Source organism: Bacillus sp. AY2-1 (assembly GCF_008368965.1).
Classification (GTDB): domain Bacteria; phylum Bacillota; class Bacilli; order Bacillales; family Bacillaceae_G; genus Bacillus_A; species Bacillus_A thuringiensis_S.
The window spans coordinates 15,104-37,492 of the sequence record NZ_QPEL01000014.1; the positions used below are offsets into that span (position 1 = coordinate 15,104).

Sequence of the window (22,389 nt, forward strand, 5' to 3'; positions counted from 1 at the left end):
ATGTTGAGAGAAGTTTTTATTTTGTATTGCCTTTGTGAGTATATTATGAGGAAATGCTAAGAGGGTGTTTGTCCTGTTGAAAAAATGTTGAGAATTTCTCAACAGTAAAAGAATTAGCGTTGACATGAAACCAAAAGGTGTTATATCATCAAAGCATAACAAAAAGGTGTTATGTTATAACGCGGAGTAAAGGAGAATGAAAATGGAACAACAAAATACATTAAATGATATTAAACAAACAATCGTTTTTAACGCGTCTATTCAAAAGGTATGGAGTGTAGTATCAACTGCAGAAGGGATTGCGTCATGGTTTATGCCAAATGATTTTGTATTAGAGGTAGGACATGAATTTCATGTGCAATCACCATTTGGGCCATCACCATGTAAAGTGTTAGAAATTGATGAGCCAAACCATTTATCTTTCTCATGGGATACAGATGGCTGGATTGTTTCATTTAATTTGAAAGACTTAGGAGATAACAAAACAGAATTTACGTTAATTCACGGCGGCTGGAAACATCCTGATGAAATTCTTCCGAAAGCAAATGCGAAGAGCTCTATTATTCGCGATAGAATGAGCGGTGGTTGGGTAGCGATTGTAAATGAAAAACTGAAAAAGGTTGTCGAAGGCTAAGTGTCCTCGTCAGCAGCGAAATATGATGTATTTCAAGCAATTGCTGATCCAACCCGCCGAGAAGTAATACGGTTATTAAGTGACAAAGAGTTACCGATTTCCAAAATAACGGATCATTTCCCGATGAGTCGTACTGCGGTTGTAAAGCACCTTCATATTCTTTCGGAAGCGAATTTAGTAAGTGGAAGAAAAAGCGGAAGAGAGAAGATATATCGTTTGCATCCAGAACCATTAGAAGAATTACAACAGTGGCTCTCGTATTATGAGCGTTTTTGGGATAATAAATTATCCATGCTGAAACATATTGTGGAGAATGAAGAGTAGATGTTATGTAAAAAGGATGACCAAAATGGTCATCCTTTTTATTGTTGCTCACTTGTTTGTGTAGCTGGCTTTAATAAAATCCAAGCGATAATTAATGTACATACTGCTAATACGAAAGTGCTCATATAAATGACGTGTACGCTTGATGCTAATGCGGATTGTGATTCGGTTACTACGTTTGCTGTAGTACCGCCATGTCCACCAGATACAAGATCAAGATTTTTAATACCACGTGCGTGAATCATCGTATTGAAGATTGTACCGAATATTGCAGCACCTAACGTTTGACTAAATGTATTAATAAATGTGTTTAAACCAACAGCTGTTCCGCGTGTATGAGCTGGGACTGCTGCTTGAATTGTTACCATGTAAATCGGTGTCACAAGCCCCATTCCTAATCCGAATAATCCAACTGCTACATAAATAAGGAACGATGGTGAATTGGTTGATAGTGTAAATAATAAGAACGTAGCGACTGATAAAATGCTAGCCCCAAGTAAAATGATTTGTTTCGTTTTTAATTTGCCTACTAAGTTACCAGAGAAAATAGCGCCAAATGTCCACATAACAGGGATTGGCATTAAAATAAGTCCAGCTTCTGTAGCGTTTTTTCCTAATACACCTTGGCTCCAGATTGGTAGGTACATTGTAATACTAATAATCATTGCGCCAGCAATAAGAGTTAATATATTTATCGTAGATAATGTACGGTTAGAGAAAAGTGTTAAAGGAATTAATGGTTCCGGAGATTTTTTCTCGATGAACAAGAAAATAATGAATGAAATAGCGGCAAAGATTAATAGGCCGATAATTGTCATGTCTCCCCAGTTTTGCTTACTGCTACCTGTTAATAATGCATATAGTAGAGCGATTGTACTTAATGAAAAAACTGTTGCACCAAGATAATCGATATGGTGTTTAGCGGGCTTAATAGATTCTTTGTAGTAAATTGCAATCATTAAGCAAGCGATAATTCCAAATGGAACGTTTAAGAAGAAAATATAGCGCCAAGAAAGGGAATCAACTAAAAATCCACCTACTAACGGTCCGATAACACCGGATACACCCCAAACGGCACTCATCCAACCTTGTGCTTTCGCGCGGTCTTTCGCTTCGCTATATAAGTCTCCAATTATCGTCATTGTGATTGGCATAACAGCACCAGCACCGATACCTTGAAGAGCGCGGAAGAAAATTAATTGTTCCATCGATGTAACGACTCCGCAAAGTGCAGAACCGACTAAAAAGATTGTAGCTCCGATCAGTAAAACTTTTTTACGGCCGAATAAATCAGCGAGCTTTCCGTATATTGGAGTCGAAACAGCTGTTGCAAGCATATAAATTGCATATACCCAACTAACAAGTTCGACGCCTGACAAATCACTCGTTATACGAGGGATTGCTGTACTAACAATCGTTCCTTCTACCGCAGAAAGAAACGTCATTAACATTAAAGACATCATGACTTTTTTTCTCATTTGTTTTCCCCTTACCCTTTTTTAAATATTCAACAATATAAAATATAAAGGTACTAAGGTATATAAAGCAACAAAAAAGCAATGGAAAGTTACATGGAGCAGATATTTGTCGCTTCTTGTCGGTAAGTCGATATATTTGAGAAATCGCCGATATAAGTTGTAGAATCGCCGATAATGATTTCATGGCAATATTAAAAAAAGAAACAGGAATCCCTGTTTCTTTTTTAATATTGCATTTTCGCGTTTTCTCCAGCTGTCGTTCCAGCAATTCTACCAGTAACGAGGGCTGATGTAATATTATAGCCACCAGTATAACCGTGGATATCAAGAACTTCTCCGCAGAAATATAAGCCGTTCGTGAATTTAGAAGACATTTCTTTCGGATTAATTTCTTTCACGGATACACCTCCGCCAGTAACGAATGCTTTTTCAATTGACTGCGTACCATTTACATTCACAGTAAACTCTTTAAAGTCTTTCACAAGTGCACGAATCTTTTCGTGAGAAACTTGTCCAGCTTGTTCACTACCGTCAATTTCATTTTTTTCTAATAAGAATAGGAAGTAACGTTCAGGGACATAACCTTTTAAAACGTTTTTAATTCCTTTTTTCGGATCTTCTTTCATTTGTTTCAGCATGCGCTGAAATAGTTGCTCACTATTTTCCTCTGGCAATGCATCAATACTCATTTGTATTGTGTTCGTTTTAAACTTTTTCAGTGCTTTCACGACGAATTGACTACAGCGAAGAGCAGCAGGACCAGATAGGCCGAAATGAGTGAAGAGCATGTCCATTTTGTGAGAAATGATAGCTTTTCCTTTCGGGTTTAATACGCTTAAGTTTATATCACGTAAAGCAAGACCTTGTAATGAGCGATCACGTATAAACGGCTCGTTTGACAGGATAGGTACTTCTGTTGGGAATAATTCTGTAATTGTATGACCTGCTTTTTCAGCCCAAGCGTATCCGTCTCCAGTGGAACCAGTTTGAGGAACGGATTTTCCGCCAACAGCGATAACGACGTGATTTGTTTCTAACACTTCGCCTGTTTGCAGTACAACTGCCTTCGTTTGACCATTTTCATATTCAATCGTTTCAACAGGCGTATTTGTACGGATTTTTACACCTAAGTCTTTTAATCGTGTTAAAAGTGCATCTACAACAGATTGCGCTTTGTTTGACACGGGGAACATGCGACCGTGGTCTTCTTCTTTCAATTTAACACCAAGATTTTCGAAGAATGTAATAATATCTTCATTATTAAAAAGAGAAAAAGCGCTGTATAAGAAGCGACCGTTTCCTGGTATATGTTTAACAATTTCATCAAGTGGTAGACGGTTCGTTACGTTACAGCGTCCGCCACCAGAAATCGCAAGTTTACGCCCAAGTTTATTTCCTTTATCAAGAAGCAAGACATTTGCGCCTTCTTCTGCAGCACCAATTGCAGCCATTAGCCCAGAAGGACCGCCGCCGATGACAATAACATCATAATGCATAATATATCGACCTCATTTTCTACATTTCCTGCCTAAAAGAATAGCATGTTTTCCGTTAAAAGAAAAATAGAGTGAAGTACTGCTTAATGAGAGAATTGTGGTACAATACAAAAGTTAGAGTTCAGCACTATCCTGCTATTTGTAGGCGATAAGACTAAAACCTCAAGATTTAGGAGAAGTAAATAGGGAGTCTGTTAGCCTGTAAATGCTCGAATGGTTCAACTAATAATCAGTGGAGAAGAACACCCCACTGATTAAAGTTTCATTTTATGTAGATGTAGGAGGATTTTTGTATGTCCGATTCGAAATTTCTGCGCGGAACGCTTATTGTTACGCTAGGGACATTTTTAGTAAAGTTCTTAGGCATGATTTACGTCTTCCCGTTTCATGCATTAGTAGGTACAGAAGGCGGAACGCTCTATACATATGGATACATTCCATATACGATCTTTTTAAGTATCGCAACGGCAGGTGTGCCGCTTGCTGTTTCAAAATTTGTTTCCAAATATAATGCGCTTGGCGATTATAAAACGAGCCGGAGAATGTTCCGCTCGGGAATGGTTATGATGATAGTAACAGGAGTTCTTTCGTTCCTAGTACTGTACATGACGGCACCGTTGTTTGCAGAAGCGATGCTTGGTAAACAAAGTATACACAATAATGTAGGAGAAGTTACGACGATCATTCGTCTTGTAAGTTTCGCACTTATTGTTGTACCAGCAGCGAGTTTAATTCGTGGTTATTTCCAAGGTCACCAGTCTATGGGACCAACTACCGTTTCACAAATTATTGAACAAATTATTCGTATCGTCTTTTTATTAGCAGGTAGTTTTATCGTTATTAAAGTACTTGGCGGTACAGTTGCAACAGCAGTTGGAGTAGCGACATTTGCTGCGTTCGTTTCAGCGGTTGGAGCACTCGGTGTGTTAATTTGGTACTGGTTAAAACGTAAAAAATATTTGGATCAATATTTAATTGAACAAACTGTACCAGAATCAACAGTAAGTACTGTTCAATTGTTTAAAGAGTTATTCGCATATGCGATTCCTTACGTTGTAATTGGGTTAACAATTCCTTTATATCAACAAATTGATACATTGACATTTAACTCAATTATGCAGGCGATTGGTCAAGGTGATATCGCAGAGCGAGCGCTGGGTATTTTCACAATGTGGACGCATAAGTTAATTATGATTCCTGTATCACTTGCAACAGCGTTTAGTTTAACGCTTGTACCAGCAATTACAAAATCATTTACTGAAAAACAATACCGCTATTTGAAATTACAAATTACACAAACATTCCAGGCAAATATGTTTTTAACATTGCCAGCAGTTATCGGTATTTCAACACTTGCATATCCAATTTACACTGCTTTCTATGACTCAGATCCATTAGGTGGACAAGTATTAATGTGGTATGCACCAGTTGCATTGTTATTTGCTTTATTTACAGTAACAGCGGCAATTCTTCAAGGGATTAATCAGCAAAAGCATGCAATTGTCGCGCTTATTATGGGTGTTATTTTGAAATTTGTATGTAACGTAATCTTTATTCGTTATTTCGGTACAGTAGGAGCAATTCTAGCGACCGCAGTTGGTTTCTTAGCTTCTGTTTGGTATACAAATCGACAAATTAAAAAATACGCACACTATTCATTCGGTGTTGTATATAAAAGAACATTCCAAATTGCAGTACTGACACTTATAATGGTCGTTGCTGTAAAACTATCACAATGGCTTCTATCCTTCATGATTTCGCCTGATGGCCGTATTGGTGCTCTTATAACAGTTGCGATTTGTGCAGGTATTGGTGGTCTTGTTTACGGATTGTTAGCAATTCGCACAGGAGTACTTGAAAGAGTATTTGGCGGAGAAGCATTAGATAAAATTCAACGTAAACTTGGTAGTAGATTTAAAATAAAGTTGAAATCAAGAGGGGCGTAATTACGTCCCCTTTTCTATGATAAATAAAGAAGGTGAAAAGCGTGAGATTAGATAAATTATTAGCGAATATGGGATATGGAAGTAGAAAAGAAGTAAAGAAATTATTGAAAGATGGCGTTGTGAAAATTGATGGAACGCCAGTAAAAGATGCGAAAGTTCATGTAAATGTAGAAGAGCAAGAAGTTATGATTCACGGTGAAGTTGTGGAATACAAAGAGTTTGTTTACTTAATGATGCATAAACCACAAGGTGTTATTTCAGCGACGGAAGATGATAATCATGAAACAGTAATAGATTTATTAGAATTAGAAGATGCAATCTTTGATCCGTTCCCAGTTGGACGACTTGATATCGATACGGAAGGTTTCTTATTGATAACAAATGATGGGAAGTTATCACATCAATTATTATCTCCGAAAAAGCATGTGCCGAAAAAATATTATGCACACGTTGCAGGAGTAGTAACAGAAGAGGATGTAAAAGAGTTTGCTAAAGGTGTTATCTTAGACGATGGCTATGAAACAAAACCAGGTACGCTTACAATATTGAAAAGCGATGATATTTCCGAAATTGAGCTTGTGATTACAGAAGGGAAATTCCATCAAGTGAAGCGTATGTTTGAAGCGGTAGGGAAAAAAGTAGTCTACCTAAAGAGAACGGAGATGGGTCCGTTAGTATTAGATGAAGAACTAGAACTTGGACAATACCGAGAGCTAACAGATGAAGAAGTAGAAATGTTAAAAACATATCAAGTAGATACTGAAAAGTAGTACCTTTATAGGCGCAGAAAAGACCCCTTTCTAATAGTTAGAAAGGGGTATGTATTTATTTACATACAATTATTTTTTGTTATGAGGTCATTCTCACTTTCTTTCCTGTTGTTGTCCACTTACCGCGGCAAGGGCTATACACGAGTTCATTAAACTGCAACACATTTAGATCACGTTGTATCGTTCGCGGTGTGATCCCGAACTCATCTACAAGGTCTTTCGTCGTTACCGTTCCGTTTTCATTGATGTACATATAAATTGATTTAATGCGTGTTAGCATACGAGTAGTTGTAGGTTTCAAGAGAAAACCACTCCTCTACTAGTTTTTTTGACCCCATTCAGGAAAGAAGGTCGTTACTACCATTGTACTCTACATGATAAAATTCATGCTTTAATCTACTTAAATTTTACAAAAGTTTAACAAAAATTCATATAGAAAAATATTGGTAGTTGACATTGTATATATGGTCAGTCAACTAACACATAAAATTCTACGTAAAACGCCAAATTCCTGCAAATTTTTTTGGAAAAATAAAAGAAAAACTAATAAGAAATGTCTGAAATATTACAATTGTTCGGTATTTAGTTTTCGTGTATGGCATAAGGGATTTCGGTTTGCTATGATGAAAGAGATAATATAGTGAAGGATGGATGCGTGATGTCAGCGATTAATTGGACAGAAGAAGTTGCAAAACGAAAAGATGATTTAATTCGTGATACACAACAATTTTTACAAATTAAAAGTGTATGGGAAGAAGAATCGGCGAAAGAGGGCGCACCATTCGGTGAAGGGGTAGAAAAAGCGCTATCTTTCATGTTACATAAAGGAGAAGCTGAAGGTTTTGCTTCTAAAAATTTAGAAGGATATGCAGGTCATCTTGAAATGGGACAAGGAGAAGAATTAGTAGGTATTCTTTGTCACGTTGATGTTGTACCAGAAGGAGATGGCTGGACGACTCCTGCATATAGTGCGGATATTCGCGATGGAAAGATTTTTGCACGTGGTGCAATTGACGATAAAGGCCCAACGATGGCAGCATATTATGCGATGAAAATTGTGAAAGAATTAGGCTTACCTCTTTCAAAACGTGTTCGTATGATTATAGGAACAGATGAAGAAAGCAATTGGAAATGTGTAGATCACTACTTTAAAAACGAAGAAATGCCAACAATCGGTTTTGCACCAGATGCAGATTTTCCAATTATTAATGCAGAAAAAGGAATTTCTGATATACAAGTTGTGCAAAATGGTAGTGAAGAGAAAAAAGGTACATATGAACTTGTTTCATTTGATTCAGGGCGACGTTTAAATATGGTTCCTGATTTTGCAGAAGCGGTTATTACAGGAGAAGATGTAAATGCACTTACAGTAGCATATGAAGAGTATTTACAAACTGCTAAAAAAATAGGGGAATCGACTATAGAAGGTAATACAGTGACGTTGCAAATAAAAGGAATTTCAGCGCACGGATCTACTCCTGAAAAAGGAGAAAATGCAGGTTTATTATTAGCAAACTTCTTAACTACAGTTTCACTTGATGGAAAAGCAACTGCATTTGCGACATTTGCAACAGAAACATTTACTGGTGATATTTTGGGTGAAAAAGCTACTATTGCTTATAAAGATGAAATTAGCGGTCCGTTAACAGTGAATGTTGGTCGCCTTTCTTATACGAAAGAAAACGGTGGTAACTTAGGGCTAAACGTACGTTACCCAGTTACAACTAACTTTGAAGAAACAATTGCGAAGTTGAAAGAGTATGTTGGTACGCATGGATTTGAAGTAGCTGACTATTCTAATTCACGCCCGCATCACGTTGATAAAGACCACGTATTAATTCGTACGTTACAACGTGTATATGAAGAACAAACAGGTGAAAAAGCAGAACTATTAGCAATTGGCGGAGGTACTTATGCTCGTTCATTAAAAGCTGGTGTGGCATTTGGACCGCTATTCCCTGGAAAGGAAGAACTTGCGCATCAAAAAGATGAGTACATTGAAATTGAAGACTTATTAAAAGCAACAGCAATTTATGCGCAAGCAATTCATGAATTAGCGAAGTAAAGTGAAACTTTAATCGCCGATATATGAATAATGACCGCTCTCTACTTTAGAGGGCGGCTTCTTTTTAATTGAATGAGATAAGAAAGAAAAGCAACAATAGAAAGAAGGAGACGGTGTACATGGATAGGCATTATTTTGTCGCAATTACGTTACCAAATCATATAAAAGAAGTGCTGTCTAACTATAAAGAGGATACGAATGAGAAATTACCATTTCGCTCGTGGGTACATAAGGAAGATTATCATATTACCCTTTCCTTTTTAGGAGGTGCGACAGAAGAACAGTTAAAAGGGATAAAGAATGGATTACAAACACTTATAAAAACAAAAGAACTATCGTTCACGTTACAAGGTTTTTCAACGTTTGGTAGGGAAGATCAGCCCCGTATTCTTTGGGCGAAGGTAAGTGAGAATCATGATTTGTTTCAGTTACAAAAGCAAGTACATGCCATTTGTGAAGAAAATGGTTTTTCTCTAGAAACACGCCCGTATCATCCACATATTACTGTTGCTCGTAAATGGATAGGAGAAGAAAAGTTTCATTTAGAAAGTATAAAAGAAGTGCCTGAAATATCATTTCAAGCAGATACAATTACTTTATACGAATCCCACGTGAAAGAAACCCCGAAGTATAAATCGATTGCTGAAATAAAATTACAAAAATAGAATGTTGAAAACGTTTTTTATGCAGGTGAATATACTATAGAGAAGAATGGAGTTACTGTATAGAGTCTTGTTGATAAGAAAAGCCTTATCATTTGCAGCTCATTTTATCTCGCCTGATTGGTGAAGGCTAATAATAAGTGAGGATGGGAAAATTTTCTCGCTCATTAAAGTTTCACTTTATTTTAACTTTGAGAATGATGGTGATTTTTTTATGTTGAAAGTAAAACGTCCATTTGATGCCTATTTAGATGAAATGAATAAAATTACAATTTTGCTCCCACATGCGTATGGAACAAGTCGGACATTTCGTTTGCAAGAAGGAAGTAATGTGAAAGATTTACCGATTGCTCATACTATTGCACTTCCAGATGCAACGAAGTATGAGTGCTTTATAGAAGAGCCGCTAGATGTGGGGAAGTATTATACAGTACGAGATGAACGGAATGAAGAAACGGATTTACAAATAGGTGCTGTTATTCGAACAACAATTTTCGATGAAAAGTATTATTACGAAGGTACAGATTTAGGTGCTGTGTATCAAAAAGAAGAAACGACATTTAAAGTATGGGCTCCAACCGCAAGGCTTGCGAAAGTAAGAATTTATAAGAGTGATAAAGAATATACCGATCATGAAATGTACAGAGAAGAAAACGGAGTTTGGATTCAAACATTACAAGGGGATTTAGACGGAGCATGCTATACATTTCTTGTTTGTATTAATTTAATATGGAACGAAGCTGTGGATCCTTATGCAAAGTCGGTGACGGTAAACGGCAAACACGGTGTTGTTATCGATTTAGAAAAAACGAGTGTAACAAGACGAGAGGGATTACCACCATTACAATCAATGACAGATGCCATATTGTATGAACTGCATATTCGTGATGCGACTATACATCAAAATAGTGGAGTGAGTCAAAAGGGAACATATAAAGGATTGATGGAAGAGGGAACAACGGGACGGAACGGGACGTTAACAGGGTTGTCTCATATAAAAGATTTAGGTGTTACACATGTTGAACTATTACCTTTATATTGTTTCGGTGGTGTAGATGAGGCGAATCCTTCGTCCGCCTATAATTGGGGGTATAATCCATTATATTACAATGCACCAACAGGATTTTATGCTACAAATCCCTCTGATCCGTATAACAGGATAGTTGAGTGCAAACAACTAATTGAAACATTTCATGAACAAGGTATTAGGGTGATCATAGATGTTGTATATAATCATGTTTATGAAAGAGAGCTATCATCATTTGAAAAGCTTGTTCCAGGCTATTATTTTCGTCATGGTGAAGATGGTATGCCTTCTAATGGGACGGGAGTCGGAAATGATATAGCGTCTGAACGGAAAATGATGAGGAAATTCATTGTAGAGTCTATTTTATATTGGCTTACTGAATACAATGTCGATGGATTCCGATTCGACTTAATGGGAATTTTAGATGTTGATACAATGAATGTGATAGAAAAAGAAGTACGAAACATAAAACGAGATGCTTTATTATTAGGAGAAGGATGGGATTTACAAACACCACTTCCTGCCAAAGAAAAAGCAACGTTAAATAATGCGAAGAACATGCCGCATATTGCGCAGTTTAATGATCAATTTCGTGATGGGATAAAAGGGAGTACATTTCATATAAACAAGCGTGGTTTTGCATTTGGTGGGTCTGTAGACTGTAATCATTTGCAGTATATTGCAGCAGGAAGTCTTTTAAGTATGAAAGAAACAGGGCTGTTTCTAGAGCCGGCGCAAAGCATTAATTATGTAGAATGTCATGATAATATGACGATGTGGGATAAACTAGTGCGCAGTAATGAAGAATCAGAAGCGATTTTGAAAAAACGTCACCTGCTAGCGAGCGCAATGGTTATTCTTTCACAAGGCATTCCTTTCTTACATGCAGGACAAGAGTTTTATCGTACGAAGAAAGGAAATGAAAATAGTTATAATGCAAATGATGAGATCAATCAATTAGATTGGGATCAAAAAGAGAAAGAGATAGAGACTGTTAACTATATAAAAGGTTTAATTGCGATTCGTAAAGAGCATGGGGCATTCCGATTACAAAACGCAGACCTTATAAAAAAACATATGACTTTTTTACAAACATCTACAGAAGTACTTGCATACCACCTGCAAAATGTAAAATCGTTTGGACCGTGGAAAGAGATTGTCGTTTTATTTAATAGCGGTTTAGAAGCTAAAACGGTGCAACTTCCGAAAGAAGAAACGTGGCATGTGTTAGTAAACGAAAACGAAGCGAAAATAGATCCAATTTCTTCATTTAGAGGAAAGGAACTTAGGCTCGCTCCAATTAGCACGTATATATTGACGATAATGTGACAAATCGCTACTTGACGATGAGAATGTAATAAATGTAGAATTGACAAAGGTGACGATTTTGATAAGTTGTCATTCTATGACAGGTTTTGTAAAATAAAATAGAGGATTTTTGGCCTAGGCTAATTTTTCTTTTCATTTACAGTAAAATATATGAATCCACAACATGTGTAGAAATGTTGCGGTTTTTCTTTTCATAACTATAAAAGATAAGGATTTGTTAACGGGTAATGAATATGGAATGGTTGGAACAATTATTAGGAAAAGAGTGGAGTCTTGTACCGGCTGGTGGAGTAACGGGCGATGCATATATTGCGCAAAACGGACAACAGAAGTTATTTTTAAAGCGGAATACATCGCCCTTTTTAGCGGTATTGTCAGCAGAAGGAATTGTTCCAAAATTACTTTGGACAAGAAGGGTAACGAATGGTGATGTAATTTCTGCTCAAAAATGGCTTCCGGGACAGAAGCTAGAGCCAGAGGATATGAAACTAGAACGTGTTGCGAAACTTTTGAAGAAAATACACTCCTCTAAAGCGCTTGTACAGATGATTCAAAGACTTGGGAAGCAGCCGCTTCACGCACAAGAGTTATTACAACAACTGCAACTCGTTTTAAGAGGAGATATAAGGGATGATGAAACAATTCAGCAAGGCCTTCAATATTTAATGGGTTCATTAAAAGCTATTGAATACAATGAATTTGTTGTATGCCATTGTGATGTAAACCATAACAATTGGATATTGTCGGATGAAGATGAGTTGTTTTTAATTGATTGGGATGGAGCTGTAATTGCTGACCCGGCTCTAGACCTTGGTATGTTATTATATTGGTACATTCCGCGCCAGGAGTGGAGTGAGTGGCTCGGTTTTTATGATATTGAAATGGATGAATCGCTGCTTAGGCGTATGAGATGGTATGTGATAGCACAAACGATTTTGTCTATTCAATGGCATACAACAAAAAAACAGCAAGCAGAAGCTGAATATTGGCATCAATATTTACAGCAACTACTTGCTTCAGAATAATACTTAAGAAAAATTGTCCATTCCAGCAATCCACTGAGTAAGTTGTTCTTGATTATTGGAAATATGGTTGTCCAAATTAGAGGAAGATTTACCCGATTGACTATAAGAATATACATCGTTTAGCATTGTTTTAGCGTCACTACTTATATTATCGTTTGCGAGTAACGATTGAATGAGGCGCTCTAATTGCTCGCATTCTGAAACTGTCCCGCAGCAATCACTTTGGTGGTTGACTAAAATATCTTTCAGCACTTCTAATTGATGTTGTTGATTAATTGGCATGAACGGATCATCCTTTCGATTGTTTTTCTCTTCAAATGTAAGAGAAAAAGCTGTTTCGTCATGGAATGTTTAATGCTGTATGTAGTTTTTATCAAAATGGTACATCTTATACTTGAAAGAAACGGACCGAGTGCTCGTACGTACTTGGTTTTTTGTTTGGTAGATTAATTAAAAAAAGAAAGAAGGAATTATTCCTTTAAAATAGTTTTGTAAAGAGAGGGAGACATCTATGCGTTTAAGACATAAACCATATGCAATGGATCGAATTAACGAGTATTCACATATCGTAATCGGAAACCCAGAGGAGCGCGCTGGTAACTGGAAAGAAGTATTTGGAAATGAACAACCAATTCATATTGAAGTAGGTACAGGTCGTGGCCGCTTTATGTATGATATGGCAAAAGCGAATCCACATATTAATTATATTGGAATTGAAAAATTCACAAGTGTTGTTGTAGATGCACTTGATAAATTAATTGAAGAAGAAGTGCCGAACTTAAAGTTAATTAATAAAGATGCTGAAGATTTAACAGTTTTCTTTGCAAAAGGTGAGATTGATCGCGTTTATTTAAACTTCTCAGATCCATGGCCAAAGAAGCGTCATACGAAGCGTCGTTTAACGTATAAAACGTTTTTACGTAATTATGAAGAAGTGTTAGTAGAAGGCGGAGAAATTCATTTTAAAACAGATAACCAAGGTTTATTTGAATATTCTCTTATGAGTATGGCTGAGTATGGTATGTTACTAACGTACTTAAGCTTAGATCTTCATAACAGCGACTTTGAAGGTAACATCATGACTGAATACGAAGAGAAATTCTCTAGTAAGGGTCATCGTATTTACCGAGTTGAAGCAAAATATCGTACAGAGCCTATGCAGTAATGCATAGGTTTTTTTATGCCTAAAATAATCAGAATTTTATGTTAAGATTAATTAAAAGGGGGATGTGTAATGGAACAGTTACAAATTGGAGATATAAAAGTAACGTGGTTAAAAGGCGGAAATACACATTTAGATGGAGGGGCAATGTTTGGTGTTGTGCCGAAAGTACTTTGGTCACGTAAATATAAACATAATGACACAAATCATATTTACTTACGAACAGATCCGTTACTTTTACAAACGAAAGATGGAAATATGCTCATTGATTCAGGAATAGGAAACGGTAAGTTGAATGAGAAGATGAAACGAAATCAAGGTGTAACAGAAGAATCATCGGTTTATGAATCGTTAGAAAAACAGGGATTAAAGCCTGAAGATATTCAATATGTTTTAATGACACACCTTCATTTTGATCATGCATCTGGTCTAACAAAATGGGAAGATGATCACCTTGTACCGGCATTTCCAAATGCGAAAGTTTACGTAAGTGAAACAGAGTGGAATGAAATGAGGAATCCAAACATTAGATCACGTAATACATATTGGAAGGAAAATTGGGAGCCAATTGTAGATCAAGTTGTTACGTTCCAGCAAGAAATAGAAATTACAGATGAAATCAAGATGACGCATACCGGTGGTCATAGCGATGGACATGCAGTTATCGCTTTGGAGAGTCAAGGAGAAACGATGCTACATTTAGCAGACCTATTGCCGACACACGCGCATCAAAATGTATTATGGGTAATGGCATACGATGATTATCCGATGACTTCGATTGAAAATAAGCAAAAGTGGATGAAGTATGGTGCTGAAAAAGAGGCGTGGTTTACGTTTTATCATGACGCATATTATCGTGCTGTGAAGTGGAATGAGGAAGGACATATTGTAGAAAAAATAGAACGGAAAACGAGTATAGAAGCTTAAAAAGAGGAGATTGTTCCATCATATTTGTTGGAGCAGCTTCTTTTTTATTATCGGATTTTGTCGGTAAGTCGATATATTCGGAAAATCGCTGATATAATTTTAATCAATACCCACAATTTCAAAAAAATAAGAGGTTCACCTAATGGGAACCCTCCTTTTTATGCTGCTATAACTTCTAAAACAGTACCTGTTTTAGCATCAACTAAAAATTCAAATCGTTCTTGTATATCATCTAACATTGTTGTAAGACCGCCGCGATAAACTTCATATGCGACATCATATTTTTCAAATGTCTCTGGAACCATATGTACCCAAGAGCCAGTAATTTCACCTTTATGACTTAATGCTTGTTTCACCATTTTCAATGCTTTTTCTGAAGAAATATGGGATTGTTCTTGTACTTTGTTTGCAACGAGATAACCAGCTGCGAACCCAACGCCAAGACCTGCTACTAAACCTTTCCAACTCATATATTCACCTCAATTCTATAAAATAAAAATAGTGTACCAATAATAATTATAAAGCAAATACAGTTAAAAAAGAAGAAACTAGAAACATTTCGAAAATTTCGTTACAATAAAAGAGGTATTCTACTAAGGTTTGAAAGAAGGGGACTTCGTGAATAAAGAGACATTACAATTATTTCGTACGTTAACAGAATTACAGGGGGCATCAGGTTTTGAACATGATGTACGCCGTTTTATGAAACAAGAATTAAGCAAATATGCGGATGAAATTGTACAAGACGGTTTAGGTAGCGTATTTGGTCTGAAAAAAGGGGACGAAACTGGCCCGCGTGTTCTTGTAGCAGGTCATATGGATGAAGTAGGTTTCATGGTTACGCAAATTACGAAAAATGGAATGCTTCGTTTTCAAACGTTAGGCGGCTGGTGGAGCCAAGTTTTATTAGCACAGCGTGTACAAGTTATGACGAAGAATGGTCCTGTTATTGGGGTTGTTGGTTCTATTCCTCCTCATTTATTAAGTGACGCGCAACGTGCAAAACCGATGGATATAAAAAATATGTTAATTGATATAGGTGCAGATAGTTATGAAGATGCGATTGAAATTGGTGTAAAACCAGGACAACAAATCGTGCCGATTTGCCCATTCACACCGATGGCAAATGAGAAGAAAATTATGGCGAAAGCTTGGGACAACCGTTACGGATGTGGTCTTGCAATCGAATTGTTAAAAGAATTAAAAGATGAAACATTACCAAATACATTATATTCTGGTGCTACTGTACAAGAAGAAGTAGGCCTTCGCGGAGCGCAAACAGCTGCAAATATGATTCAACCAGACATTTTTTATGCGCTTGATGCAAGTCCAGCAAACGATGCATCTGGTGACAAAACGCAGTTCGGTCAATTAGGAAAAGGTGCCCTTCTTCGTATTTACGATCGCACGATGGTAACACATAGAGGAATGCGCGAATTCATTTTAGATACAGCAGAAACAAACAACATTCCGTACCAATACTTTATTTCACAAGGTGGTACAGATGCGGGCCGTGTACATACAAGTAACTCTGGTATCCCATCAGCAGTAATTGGTGTTTGTGCACGCTACATTCATACACATGCTTCAATTTTACATGTTGATGATTATGCAGCGGCGAAAGAATTAATTACGAAGCTTGTAAGAACAACAGATAAAACGACGTTAGAGACAATTAAGAATAACGCGTAGAGAAGAAGGGCGAAAAACCCTTCTTTTTTTAGGTTGAATAGATGACCCAGCGATGATTGGGAGCGGTCAGTGCTTAATTGGTGTTCGAATGATGTATGAAGACTCCAAGTAGGAAGTGAGAGGAAGGCTGTTTTTGTTTTCGAAGACGGTAATGTTGCTAGAAAAAACCTTCTTTTTTAGGCTGAATAGATGACTTGGTGATATGTGGTAGTGGTTGATACTTAATTCGTATCTGATGCGGATATTAGAATAGAATGATGAATTTTTTTAGAGGTGAACGAAATGAAAGTAGTAGTTGGATCGAAGAATAAAACGAAAGTTGGTGCTGTGGAGAAGGTTTGGAAAAATGCTGAAATTACCTCTCTTTCTGTTCCTTCAGGAGTAGCAAACCAGCCGTTTTCAGATGAAGAGACGATGCAAGGAGCGATTAATAGAGCGAAGCGAGCGCTAGAGGAAGGAGAAGCTCCAATTGGTATTGGGCTAGAAGGCGGTGTGATGAAAACGGAGCACGGTTTATTTATGTGTAACTGGGGCGCGCTAGCAACAAGTGATGGGAAAGTATTCGTGGCTGGAGGAGCGCGTATTACGTTACCAGACGATTTTTTAGCACCTCTTGAAGATGGCAAGGAGTTAAGTGAAGTGATGGAAGAGTTTGTACATAGAAAAGATATTCGTAGTCACGAAGGAGCGATTGGTATTTTTACAGATGATTATGTCGACCGCACGGAATTATTTGTACACGTTGTTAAGTTACTTGTTGGGCAATATAAGTATGACAAAAAGCAAGCATAAACCTTGCACCATGCGCGATGTATGGTAGTATAAAAGAAAGATTATAACATGAAAAATGCACTCGTTAGAGGAGGAAATATAGATGAAGTCATTAGAAAGCATGGAGCAATTCCAACAATTAAAAAATGAAGAGAATGTAGTCTTTATGTTCTCAGCAGAATGGTGCCCAGACTGCCGTTTTGTAGACCCATTTATGCCAGAAGTAGAAGAGAAATATAGTGATTTCTCATTTTACTATGTAGATCGTGATGAGTTTATTGATCTATGTGTAAAATTAGACGTATTTGGCATTCCGAGCTTTGTAGCGTACAATAAAGGTGAAGAAACTGGTCGCTATGTAAACAAAGATCGTAAAACACAAGAACAAATCGAAGAGTTCATTGAAGGTTTAAAATAAGGCAATTTGCCAATTGAATTGTAAAACAACCTCTACCTTCGCGGGGGAGGTTATTTTTTTGGAAGGGAGGAAAAAGAGATGAAGATGACAAGTAAAAAGATGAAAGACGAGTTAATGAAGAAATTATCTCGTCCAGAGTGGGACTTTCAGTATGATAGCGAGAAAGAGGTTCTACGTATAGAACAGAAAGACTCGAAAAAAGGTATTAACGTATCACTTCCAGGAGTTGTAGCAAAATGGGAAGTGAACAAAGAAAAGGCAATTGAAGAAGTTGCTTATTACGTACAAGAAGCGCTAATTGCGATGCATAAAGAAGAAAATAGCGGAGCAAAAATTTTACCTGTTATTCGTTCTACTTCTTTCCCGAAACAAGCAGAAGAAGGAAATCCGTTTATTATGACGGATCATACGGCGGAAACACGTATTTACTATGCGTTAGATTCGAATAAAACGTATCGACTAATTGATGAACGTCTGTTACAAAAATTAGAACTTACAGAACAGCAAGTGCGTGAAATGGCATTATTCAACGCACGCTCATTAGGTTATGAATTTAAACAAGACACAGTAGCGGGTAATACATTCTACTTTTTAAACACAAATGATGGGTATGACGCGACTCGTATTTTAAACGAATCGTTACTACAATCGATGCGTGAAAAGATTTCTGGTGACATGGTTGTTGCTGTTCCTCACCAAGATGTATTAATTATTGCTGATATCGTCAACGAAATCGGTTATGATATTATTGCACAAATGACAATGAAATTTTTTGCCGAAGGGCATGTTCCGATTACATCACTTTCATTCGTATATGAAGATGGAGAATTTGAACCAATCTTTATTTTAGCGAAAAATCGGAAGAAGACAGATGGAAAAGAGAAAGGATGAACGAAGTGAACGTTTTTTACAACCTTGAAGGAATTGGTGACACTTTAATTGTTGCCTTACAAGATATTACTTTAGAGAACCGTACTTTTGATCGCAAAGGAGATGTTGCACGCGTATACGATCGTGAAAGCAATATAACAGCAGGATTCAACATCTTTAATGCATCTTCTTACTTAGAAGTAAAAGAAACAGGAAACCTTACATTAACGAAAGAGCTTGTAGAGAAAATCAACGAAGTTTTAGCGAAGAATGGCTTTGAAGAAACAGTAGAAGCAGATCTTTCTCCGAAATTTGTTGTAGGCTATGTAGCTGAAAAAGAGAAACATCCAAATGCTGATAAGCTAAACATCTGTAAAGTAGAAATCGGTACAGAAACATTACAAATCGTATGTGGTGCACCAAACGTTGATGCAGGACAAAAAGTTGTCGTTGCGAAAATCGGCGCTGTAATGCCAAGCGGTATGTTAATTAAACCGGCTGAACTTCGCGGTGTTTCTTCTTCTGGAATGATCTGCTCTGCACGTGAATTAGAGCTTCCAGACGCTCCACAAGAAAAAGGTATTCTTGTATTAGAAGATAGCTTTGAAGTTGGACAAGAGTTTAAATTTTAATTGATATAAGAAAAGAGAGGTTGTCCTTTTGGACAGCCTCTCTTTTCTTTTTGTCATTCTTTGTCGGTAAGTCGAAATTTCTTGTTGAATCGTTGATATATTGAGAGTTGTGATAGATATACTCAAAAAATCGTAAATATGATAAGAATGTCACCTTTTTTCTTAAAATCTATATTGTATTTTATAAACAAACTAGTTAAAATTTAGAAAAATAGAAGGGGATAGACGTATGAAACAACAACCAAAAATCGCAGAACTTCTAAAACGAATTGAAACTTCAAAACAGCAAGATGTTGAGCTAGGTACTTATGAAATATATGTGTTTAGTGAAAGTGAATTAGAAAAAGGACAAATCGGTTACCGATATGATAAACATAAAAAGTCATTAATAAGTGAAGAAAACGGAAAGTGGCAAGAAGGATGGATTGCAATTGGATATGAAACGGATATGGGCGATCCAGTTTTCGTAAATATAGATGATGACGCTTATCCAGTTTATACTGCAGAACGTGGTACAGAAACATGGCAGCCAGTTTATATTGGAAATATGGATGAGATTATAGGGCAATTATAAGAAAAACTTTGAATCCGGTGCAAAGTGATGGGAGAGAAGTATGAAGTATATAAAAATAATGAGCATGATTGTATTCATTGGAATATATATGGCCGGTTGTTCACAAGAGCAGCCGAAAAAAGAAACTACATCTTCTATACAAGAGAAAAACAAAGATACCAAAGAAGACGCACCGGTAGAAAAGCAGCAAGAACAAGAAAAGAACGAAGAATCGCAAGTAATTCAAACGAATGAGCAAGTAGAACATAGGCAAGAGGAAGTATCAGCCGAGGAAAAGAAAGAAGAAACTACAACGGTGCCGCCAACTGAGCAACCAGTGCAAAATAATGAACAAAAAGTAGAGAGTAATGAAAAACAAGAGAAGTTTCTCGTCGTTATTGATCCAGGGCATCAACAAAAAGCGAATTTAAATTTAGAGCCGATTGGGCCAGGGGCAACAACACAAAAATATAAAGTCACAGATGGTACAACTGGTGTTGTGACGAAAAAAAGAGAGGCCGTACTTGTATTAGAAATGGCTTTCGTATTAAAAGAAAAGTTAGAAGCGAAGGGAATGCAAGTATTAATGACGAGAACGTCACAAGACGTTGATATAAGTAATAAAGAACGGGCGACATTCGCAAACAATCATAAGGCAAATTTATTTTTACGTCTTCATGCAGATGGTTCTGAAAATCCAAACCAAAGTGGATTTGCTGTATTGACGCCAGCAGAAGACAGTCCGCATACGAAAGAGATTTATGCGGAAAGCCTTCAAATCTCTCAAATGATTGTAAATAAAATGAGGGAGAACCAGCAAGTGAAAGTAAATGGAATTAAATTCAGGGATGATCTTTCTGGATTTAATTGGTCCAAAGTACCTGGTGTACTATTAGAACTTGGGTTTATGTCAAATCTTGAAGAAGATAAAAAATTATCTGACCCGCAGTATGTAAATTCTTTATTGCAAAGTGTAACGGATAGTATAGATGCATATTGGAAGCGTAAAGCTTAAGCGCAGTCTTACATGAAAGGCTGCGTTTTTCCATATGAAACACTTGTAAATTAGAATATTGTGGATAAATATGACATGCTTAATTTTACCTGCACTTTTTGCCGAATGCTGATACAATAAAGGATGTTACTATTTAGTAGAAAGAGTGGTAAGCATGTTAGATTGGATGAAAAAGTTGTTTAACAAAGAGGAAGAACAAACAGCGTTGAATAAAGAAGTACAAAAGCAAATTGAAAGTCAGCCGAAAATTCCTCGTGTAAACCACTACACTGAAGCAAGAGAAGCACAAATGGCAAGTAGGAATGCAGGTAAATGCCGTTTTCCTTTAGTACCGGATAATGGGTTCGATGAAGAGGATGAAAGAGAAGTAGATCACTTCGAAGAACAACCTGTTCAAGGAGTAACATATGAAGAACCGACTGCTCAAAGAGGAATACAGGTGGAAAGAAGCAGACGACCGTATGTGGAAAAGGTAGTTTCTACATATGAAGAACCGGAAGTACAATATGAACCGGTGCCAGAGGCTGTCGTTAAAAAGGCATCTGCACCTTCGCAAGAGAGTAACCGTAGACCATTTCGTCCAACAGAAATGATTTCGCCAATTTATGGATATAATCGTCCTTCAGTAGAGAAAAAGGTTGAAAAGCAGGAGGAAGTAAAAGAAAGAGAAGATCTTGAAATATCTGTAGAGGGCAAAGCAGTTGTTGATGCATGGTTAGAGAAAAAAGGATATACATTATCAGATTTCTCAGAAGGGCAAGCAACGTCTTCTTCGCCTAGTCATGAATCGGTTGGTCAACAGGATAAAAAGCAAGAAAAATCAGTTGTTGATCAATGGCTAGAGAAAAACGGTTATGAAATCGAACGCCAAGAGCCTTTAGTAGAAGAAAAAGAAGTGATTCAAGGAATGAGTACACCGCAGGAAGTTTCAGCGGATGAATTACTTCATAAAACAGTAGCTGAGCAGATGGAAAGTGCTAAGCTAGAAAAAGATGTAGTGGTGTTAAACGAAAACAATCTACAAGAAGAATTAGTGGCTTCTAAAGTAGAGCACGAGGATACAATATTATCAGAAGAAATTAAACGTAATACAGAAATAAAACAACCTACTATTGAAGTGGAAAAGCAAGCTCCAGAAGAATCAGTGATTGTCAAAGCAGAAGAAAAACTTGCAGAAACAATCATTGTGGAAATACCAGAAGAGCCAGAAGAAGTGTTACAGAAACAGAAGAGCCAGAAGAAGTGGAAGTAATTACAGAAACAGAAGAGCCAGAAGAAGTGGAAGTAATTACAGAAACAGAAGAGCCAGAAGAAGTGGAAGAAGTAATTACAGAAACAGAAGAGCCAGAAGAAGTGGAAGTAATTACAGAAACAGAAGAGCCAGAAGAAGTGGAAGTAATTACAGAAACAGAAGAGCTAGAAGAAGTAGAAGTAATTACAGAAACAGAAGAGCTAGAAGAAGTAGAAGTAATTGCAGAAGCAGAAGAGTCAGAAGAAGTAGAAGTAATTGCAGAAGCAGAAGAAGTAGAAGTAATCGCAGAAGCAGAAGAGTCAGAAGAAGTGGAAGTAATTACAGAAACAGAAGAGCCAGAA

22 protein-coding genes and 1 pseudogene are annotated in these 22,389 nt (G+C 36.9%); 18 read left to right on the plus strand and 5 right to left on the minus strand.

Annotation, left to right across the window (positions count from 1 at the left end; all coding sequences use genetic code 11):
• Positions 1-202: 202 nt before the first annotated feature.
• Together DN403_RS02565 and DN403_RS02570 are read left to right on the plus strand one after the other, a co-directional pair.
• Positions 203-634 carry an SRPBCC family protein gene (locus DN403_RS02565; RefSeq protein WP_000437764.1) on the plus strand — a complete coding sequence of 144 codons (432 nt, stop codon included), beginning with the start codon at positions 203-205 and terminating at the stop codon, positions 632-634.
• A complete protein-coding gene (locus tag DN403_RS02570) occupies positions 635-958 on the plus strand; it encodes an ArsR/SmtB family transcription factor (RefSeq protein WP_000098837.1) in 324 nt (107 codons plus the stop codon). It begins immediately after the preceding gene.
• Positions 959-996: 38 nt separating this feature from the next.
• Here the strand turns inward: DN403_RS02570 and DN403_RS02575 are convergent, their stop codons facing one another.
• The gene (locus DN403_RS02575; protein WP_001228024.1) at positions 997-2,436 is read right to left on the minus strand and encodes an MDR family MFS transporter; all 1,440 of its coding nucleotides are present in this window, start codon (positions 2,434-2,436) and stop codon (positions 997-999) included.
• A 224-nt stretch (positions 2,437-2,660) separates the two neighbouring features.
• Positions 2,661-3,932, minus strand: coding sequence for a BaiN/RdsA family NAD(P)/FAD-dependent oxidoreductase (locus tag DN403_RS02580; RefSeq protein WP_000558871.1), 1,272 nt, complete (start codon positions 3,930-3,932; stop codon positions 2,661-2,663).
• Positions 3,933-4,225: 293 nt separating this feature from the next.
• Here DN403_RS02580 and DN403_RS02585 point away from each other — a divergent pair, with 293 nt between their 5' ends.
• Together DN403_RS02585 and DN403_RS02590 are read left to right on the plus strand one after the other, a co-directional pair.
• Positions 4,226-5,878 carry a putative polysaccharide biosynthesis protein gene (locus DN403_RS02585; protein ID WP_001284026.1) on the plus strand — a complete coding sequence of 551 codons (1,653 nt, stop codon included), beginning with the start codon at positions 4,226-4,228 and terminating at the stop codon, positions 5,876-5,878.
• A gap of 41 nt (positions 5,879-5,919) precedes the next feature.
• Positions 5,920-6,648, plus strand: a complete 729-nt coding sequence (locus DN403_RS02590; protein WP_001234949.1) for a pseudouridine synthase — start codon at positions 5,920-5,922, stop codon at positions 6,646-6,648.
• Between the two features lie 79 nt (positions 6,649-6,727).
• Here the strand turns inward: DN403_RS02590 and DN403_RS02595 are convergent, their stop codons facing one another.
• The gene (locus DN403_RS02595) at positions 6,728-6,949 is read right to left on the minus strand and encodes a DeoR family transcriptional regulator (RefSeq protein WP_000805512.1); all 222 of its coding nucleotides are present in this window, start codon (positions 6,947-6,949) and stop codon (positions 6,728-6,730) included.
• Positions 6,950-7,306: 357 nt separating this feature from the next.
• Here DN403_RS02595 and pepV point away from each other — a divergent pair, with 357 nt between their 5' ends.
• The 4 genes from pepV (at position 7,307) to DN403_RS02615 (ending at position 12,756) form a co-directional block, all read left to right on the plus strand.
• Positions 7,307-8,713: a dipeptidase PepV gene (gene pepV / locus DN403_RS02600; protein WP_001274235.1), complete on the plus strand. Its 1,407-nt coding sequence runs from the start codon at positions 7,307-7,309 to the stop codon at positions 8,711-8,713.
• A 119-nt stretch (positions 8,714-8,832) separates the two neighbouring features.
• Positions 8,833-9,378, plus strand: a complete 546-nt coding sequence (gene thpR, locus DN403_RS02605) for an RNA 2',3'-cyclic phosphodiesterase (RefSeq protein ID WP_000373845.1) — start codon at positions 8,833-8,835, stop codon at positions 9,376-9,378.
• A gap of 211 nt (positions 9,379-9,589) precedes the next feature.
• Positions 9,590-11,731 carry a type I pullulanase gene (gene pulA, locus DN403_RS02610; protein WP_000921762.1) on the plus strand — a complete coding sequence of 714 codons (2,142 nt, stop codon included), beginning with the start codon at positions 9,590-9,592 and terminating at the stop codon, positions 11,729-11,731.
• Positions 11,732-11,958: 227 nt separating this feature from the next.
• The gene (locus tag DN403_RS02615; protein ID WP_002081999.1) at positions 11,959-12,756 is read left to right on the plus strand and encodes a phosphotransferase family protein; all 798 of its coding nucleotides are present in this window, start codon (positions 11,959-11,961) and stop codon (positions 12,754-12,756) included.
• A gap of 3 nt (positions 12,757-12,759) precedes the next feature.
• On the opposite strand, the gene DN403_RS02620 is transcribed toward DN403_RS02615, so the two are convergent.
• Positions 12,760-13,038, minus strand: a complete 279-nt coding sequence (locus DN403_RS02620) for a YtzH-like family protein (RefSeq protein WP_001122235.1) — start codon at positions 13,036-13,038, stop codon at positions 12,760-12,762.
• A gap of 229 nt (positions 13,039-13,267) precedes the next feature.
• Between DN403_RS02620 and trmB the strand changes: the two genes are divergently transcribed.
• Complete coding sequence (gene trmB, locus DN403_RS02625; RefSeq protein ID WP_001239383.1) at positions 13,268-13,921, plus strand: tRNA (guanosine(46)-N7)-methyltransferase TrmB; 654 nt, start codon at positions 13,268-13,270, stop codon at positions 13,919-13,921.
• Between the two features lie 69 nt (positions 13,922-13,990).
• A complete protein-coding gene (locus DN403_RS02630) occupies positions 13,991-14,845 on the plus strand; it encodes a YtnP family quorum-quenching lactonase (RefSeq protein ID WP_000436873.1) in 855 nt (284 codons plus the stop codon).
• Between the two features lie 158 nt (positions 14,846-15,003).
• Here DN403_RS02630 and DN403_RS02635 read toward each other — a convergent pair whose 3' ends face one another.
• Positions 15,004-15,315, minus strand: a complete 312-nt coding sequence (locus DN403_RS02635; RefSeq protein ID WP_000118541.1) for a PepSY domain-containing protein — start codon at positions 15,313-15,315, stop codon at positions 15,004-15,006.
• A gap of 148 nt (positions 15,316-15,463) precedes the next feature.
• Between DN403_RS02635 and DN403_RS02640 the strand changes: the two genes are divergently transcribed.
• From DN403_RS02640 to DN403_RS02675, 8 genes and pseudogenes are all read left to right on the plus strand, one after another.
• Positions 15,464-16,537: a M42 family metallopeptidase gene (locus DN403_RS02640; RefSeq protein ID WP_001031517.1), complete on the plus strand. Its 1,074-nt coding sequence runs from the start codon at positions 15,464-15,466 to the stop codon at positions 16,535-16,537.
• Positions 16,538-16,819: 282 nt separating this feature from the next.
• A complete protein-coding gene (locus DN403_RS02645) occupies positions 16,820-17,329 on the plus strand; it encodes a DUF84 family protein (RefSeq protein WP_000869961.1) in 510 nt (169 codons plus the stop codon).
• A gap of 82 nt (positions 17,330-17,411) precedes the next feature.
• A complete protein-coding gene (locus DN403_RS02650; protein ID WP_000838193.1) occupies positions 17,412-17,726 on the plus strand; it encodes a thioredoxin family protein in 315 nt (104 codons plus the stop codon).
• 78 nt (positions 17,727-17,804) lie between these two features.
• Positions 17,805-18,617 carry a DUF1444 domain-containing protein gene (locus DN403_RS02655; protein WP_000784606.1) on the plus strand — a complete coding sequence of 271 codons (813 nt, stop codon included), beginning with the start codon at positions 17,805-17,807 and terminating at the stop codon, positions 18,615-18,617.
• Positions 18,614-19,228, plus strand: coding sequence for a YtpR family tRNA-binding protein (gene ytpR / locus DN403_RS02660; RefSeq protein ID WP_149185291.1), 615 nt, complete (start codon positions 18,614-18,616; stop codon positions 19,226-19,228). Before DN403_RS02655 ends, ytpR begins: the two co-directional genes overlap by 4 nt.
• 229 nt (positions 19,229-19,457) lie before the next feature.
• The gene (locus DN403_RS02665; RefSeq protein WP_000813348.1) at positions 19,458-19,802 is read left to right on the plus strand and encodes a hypothetical protein; all 345 of its coding nucleotides are present in this window, start codon (positions 19,458-19,460) and stop codon (positions 19,800-19,802) included.
• Positions 19,803-19,842: 40 nt separating this feature from the next.
• Positions 19,843-20,796: an N-acetylmuramoyl-L-alanine amidase gene (locus tag DN403_RS02670; protein ID WP_149185292.1), complete on the plus strand. Its 954-nt coding sequence runs from the start codon at positions 19,843-19,845 to the stop codon at positions 20,794-20,796.
• A 154-nt stretch (positions 20,797-20,950) separates the two neighbouring features.
• Positions 20,951-22,389, plus strand: a pseudogene (locus DN403_RS02675) (DNA translocase FtsK); the annotation flags it as partial.

Bases quoted from the DNA above. Each gene is read 5' to 3' on its own strand.
- DN403_RS02635 (WP_000118541.1), bottom strand. From the start codon at position 15,315: ATGAGTTGGAAAGGTTTAGTAGCAGGTCTTGGCGTTGGGTTCGCAGCT.
- DN403_RS02670 (WP_149185292.1), top strand. From the start codon at position 19,843: ATGAAGTATATAAAAATAATGAGCATGATTGTATTCATTGGAATATAT.
- DN403_RS02615 (WP_002081999.1), top strand. From the start codon at position 11,959: ATGAATATGGAATGGTTGGAACAATTATTAGGAAAAGAGTGGAGTCTT.
- DN403_RS02645 (WP_000869961.1), top strand. From the start codon at position 16,820: ATGAAAGTAGTAGTTGGATCGAAGAATAAAACGAAAGTTGGTGCTGTG.
- DN403_RS02575 (WP_001228024.1), bottom strand. From the start codon at position 2,436: ATGAGAAAAAAAGTCATGATGTCTTTAATGTTAATGACGTTTCTTTCT.
- DN403_RS02665 (WP_000813348.1), top strand. From the start codon at position 19,458: ATGAAACAACAACCAAAAATCGCAGAACTTCTAAAACGAATTGAAACT.
- ytpR (WP_149185291.1), top strand. From the start codon at position 18,614: ATGAACGAAGTGAACGTTTTTTACAACCTTGAAGGAATTGGTGACACT.
- DN403_RS02620 (WP_001122235.1), bottom strand. From the start codon at position 13,038: ATGCCAATTAATCAACAACATCAATTAGAAGTGCTGAAAGATATTTTA.
- DN403_RS02630 (WP_000436873.1), top strand. From the start codon at position 13,991: ATGGAACAGTTACAAATTGGAGATATAAAAGTAACGTGGTTAAAAGGC.
- DN403_RS02580 (WP_000558871.1), bottom strand. From the start codon at position 3,932: ATGCATTATGATGTTATTGTCATCGGCGGCGGTCCTTCTGGGCTAATG.
- trmB (WP_001239383.1), top strand. From the start codon at position 13,268: ATGCGTTTAAGACATAAACCATATGCAATGGATCGAATTAACGAGTAT.
- DN403_RS02585 (WP_001284026.1), top strand. From the start codon at position 4,226: ATGTCCGATTCGAAATTTCTGCGCGGAACGCTTATTGTTACGCTAGGG.
- pepV (WP_001274235.1), top strand. From the start codon at position 7,307: ATGTCAGCGATTAATTGGACAGAAGAAGTTGCAAAACGAAAAGATGAT.
- DN403_RS02565 (WP_000437764.1), top strand. From the start codon at position 203: ATGGAACAACAAAATACATTAAATGATATTAAACAAACAATCGTTTTT.
- pulA (WP_000921762.1), top strand. From the start codon at position 9,590: ATGTTGAAAGTAAAACGTCCATTTGATGCCTATTTAGATGAAATGAAT.
- DN403_RS02650 (WP_000838193.1), top strand. From the start codon at position 17,412: ATGAAGTCATTAGAAAGCATGGAGCAATTCCAACAATTAAAAAATGAA.
- thpR (WP_000373845.1), top strand. From the start codon at position 8,833: ATGGATAGGCATTATTTTGTCGCAATTACGTTACCAAATCATATAAAA.
- DN403_RS02655 (WP_000784606.1), top strand. From the start codon at position 17,805: ATGAAGATGACAAGTAAAAAGATGAAAGACGAGTTAATGAAGAAATTA.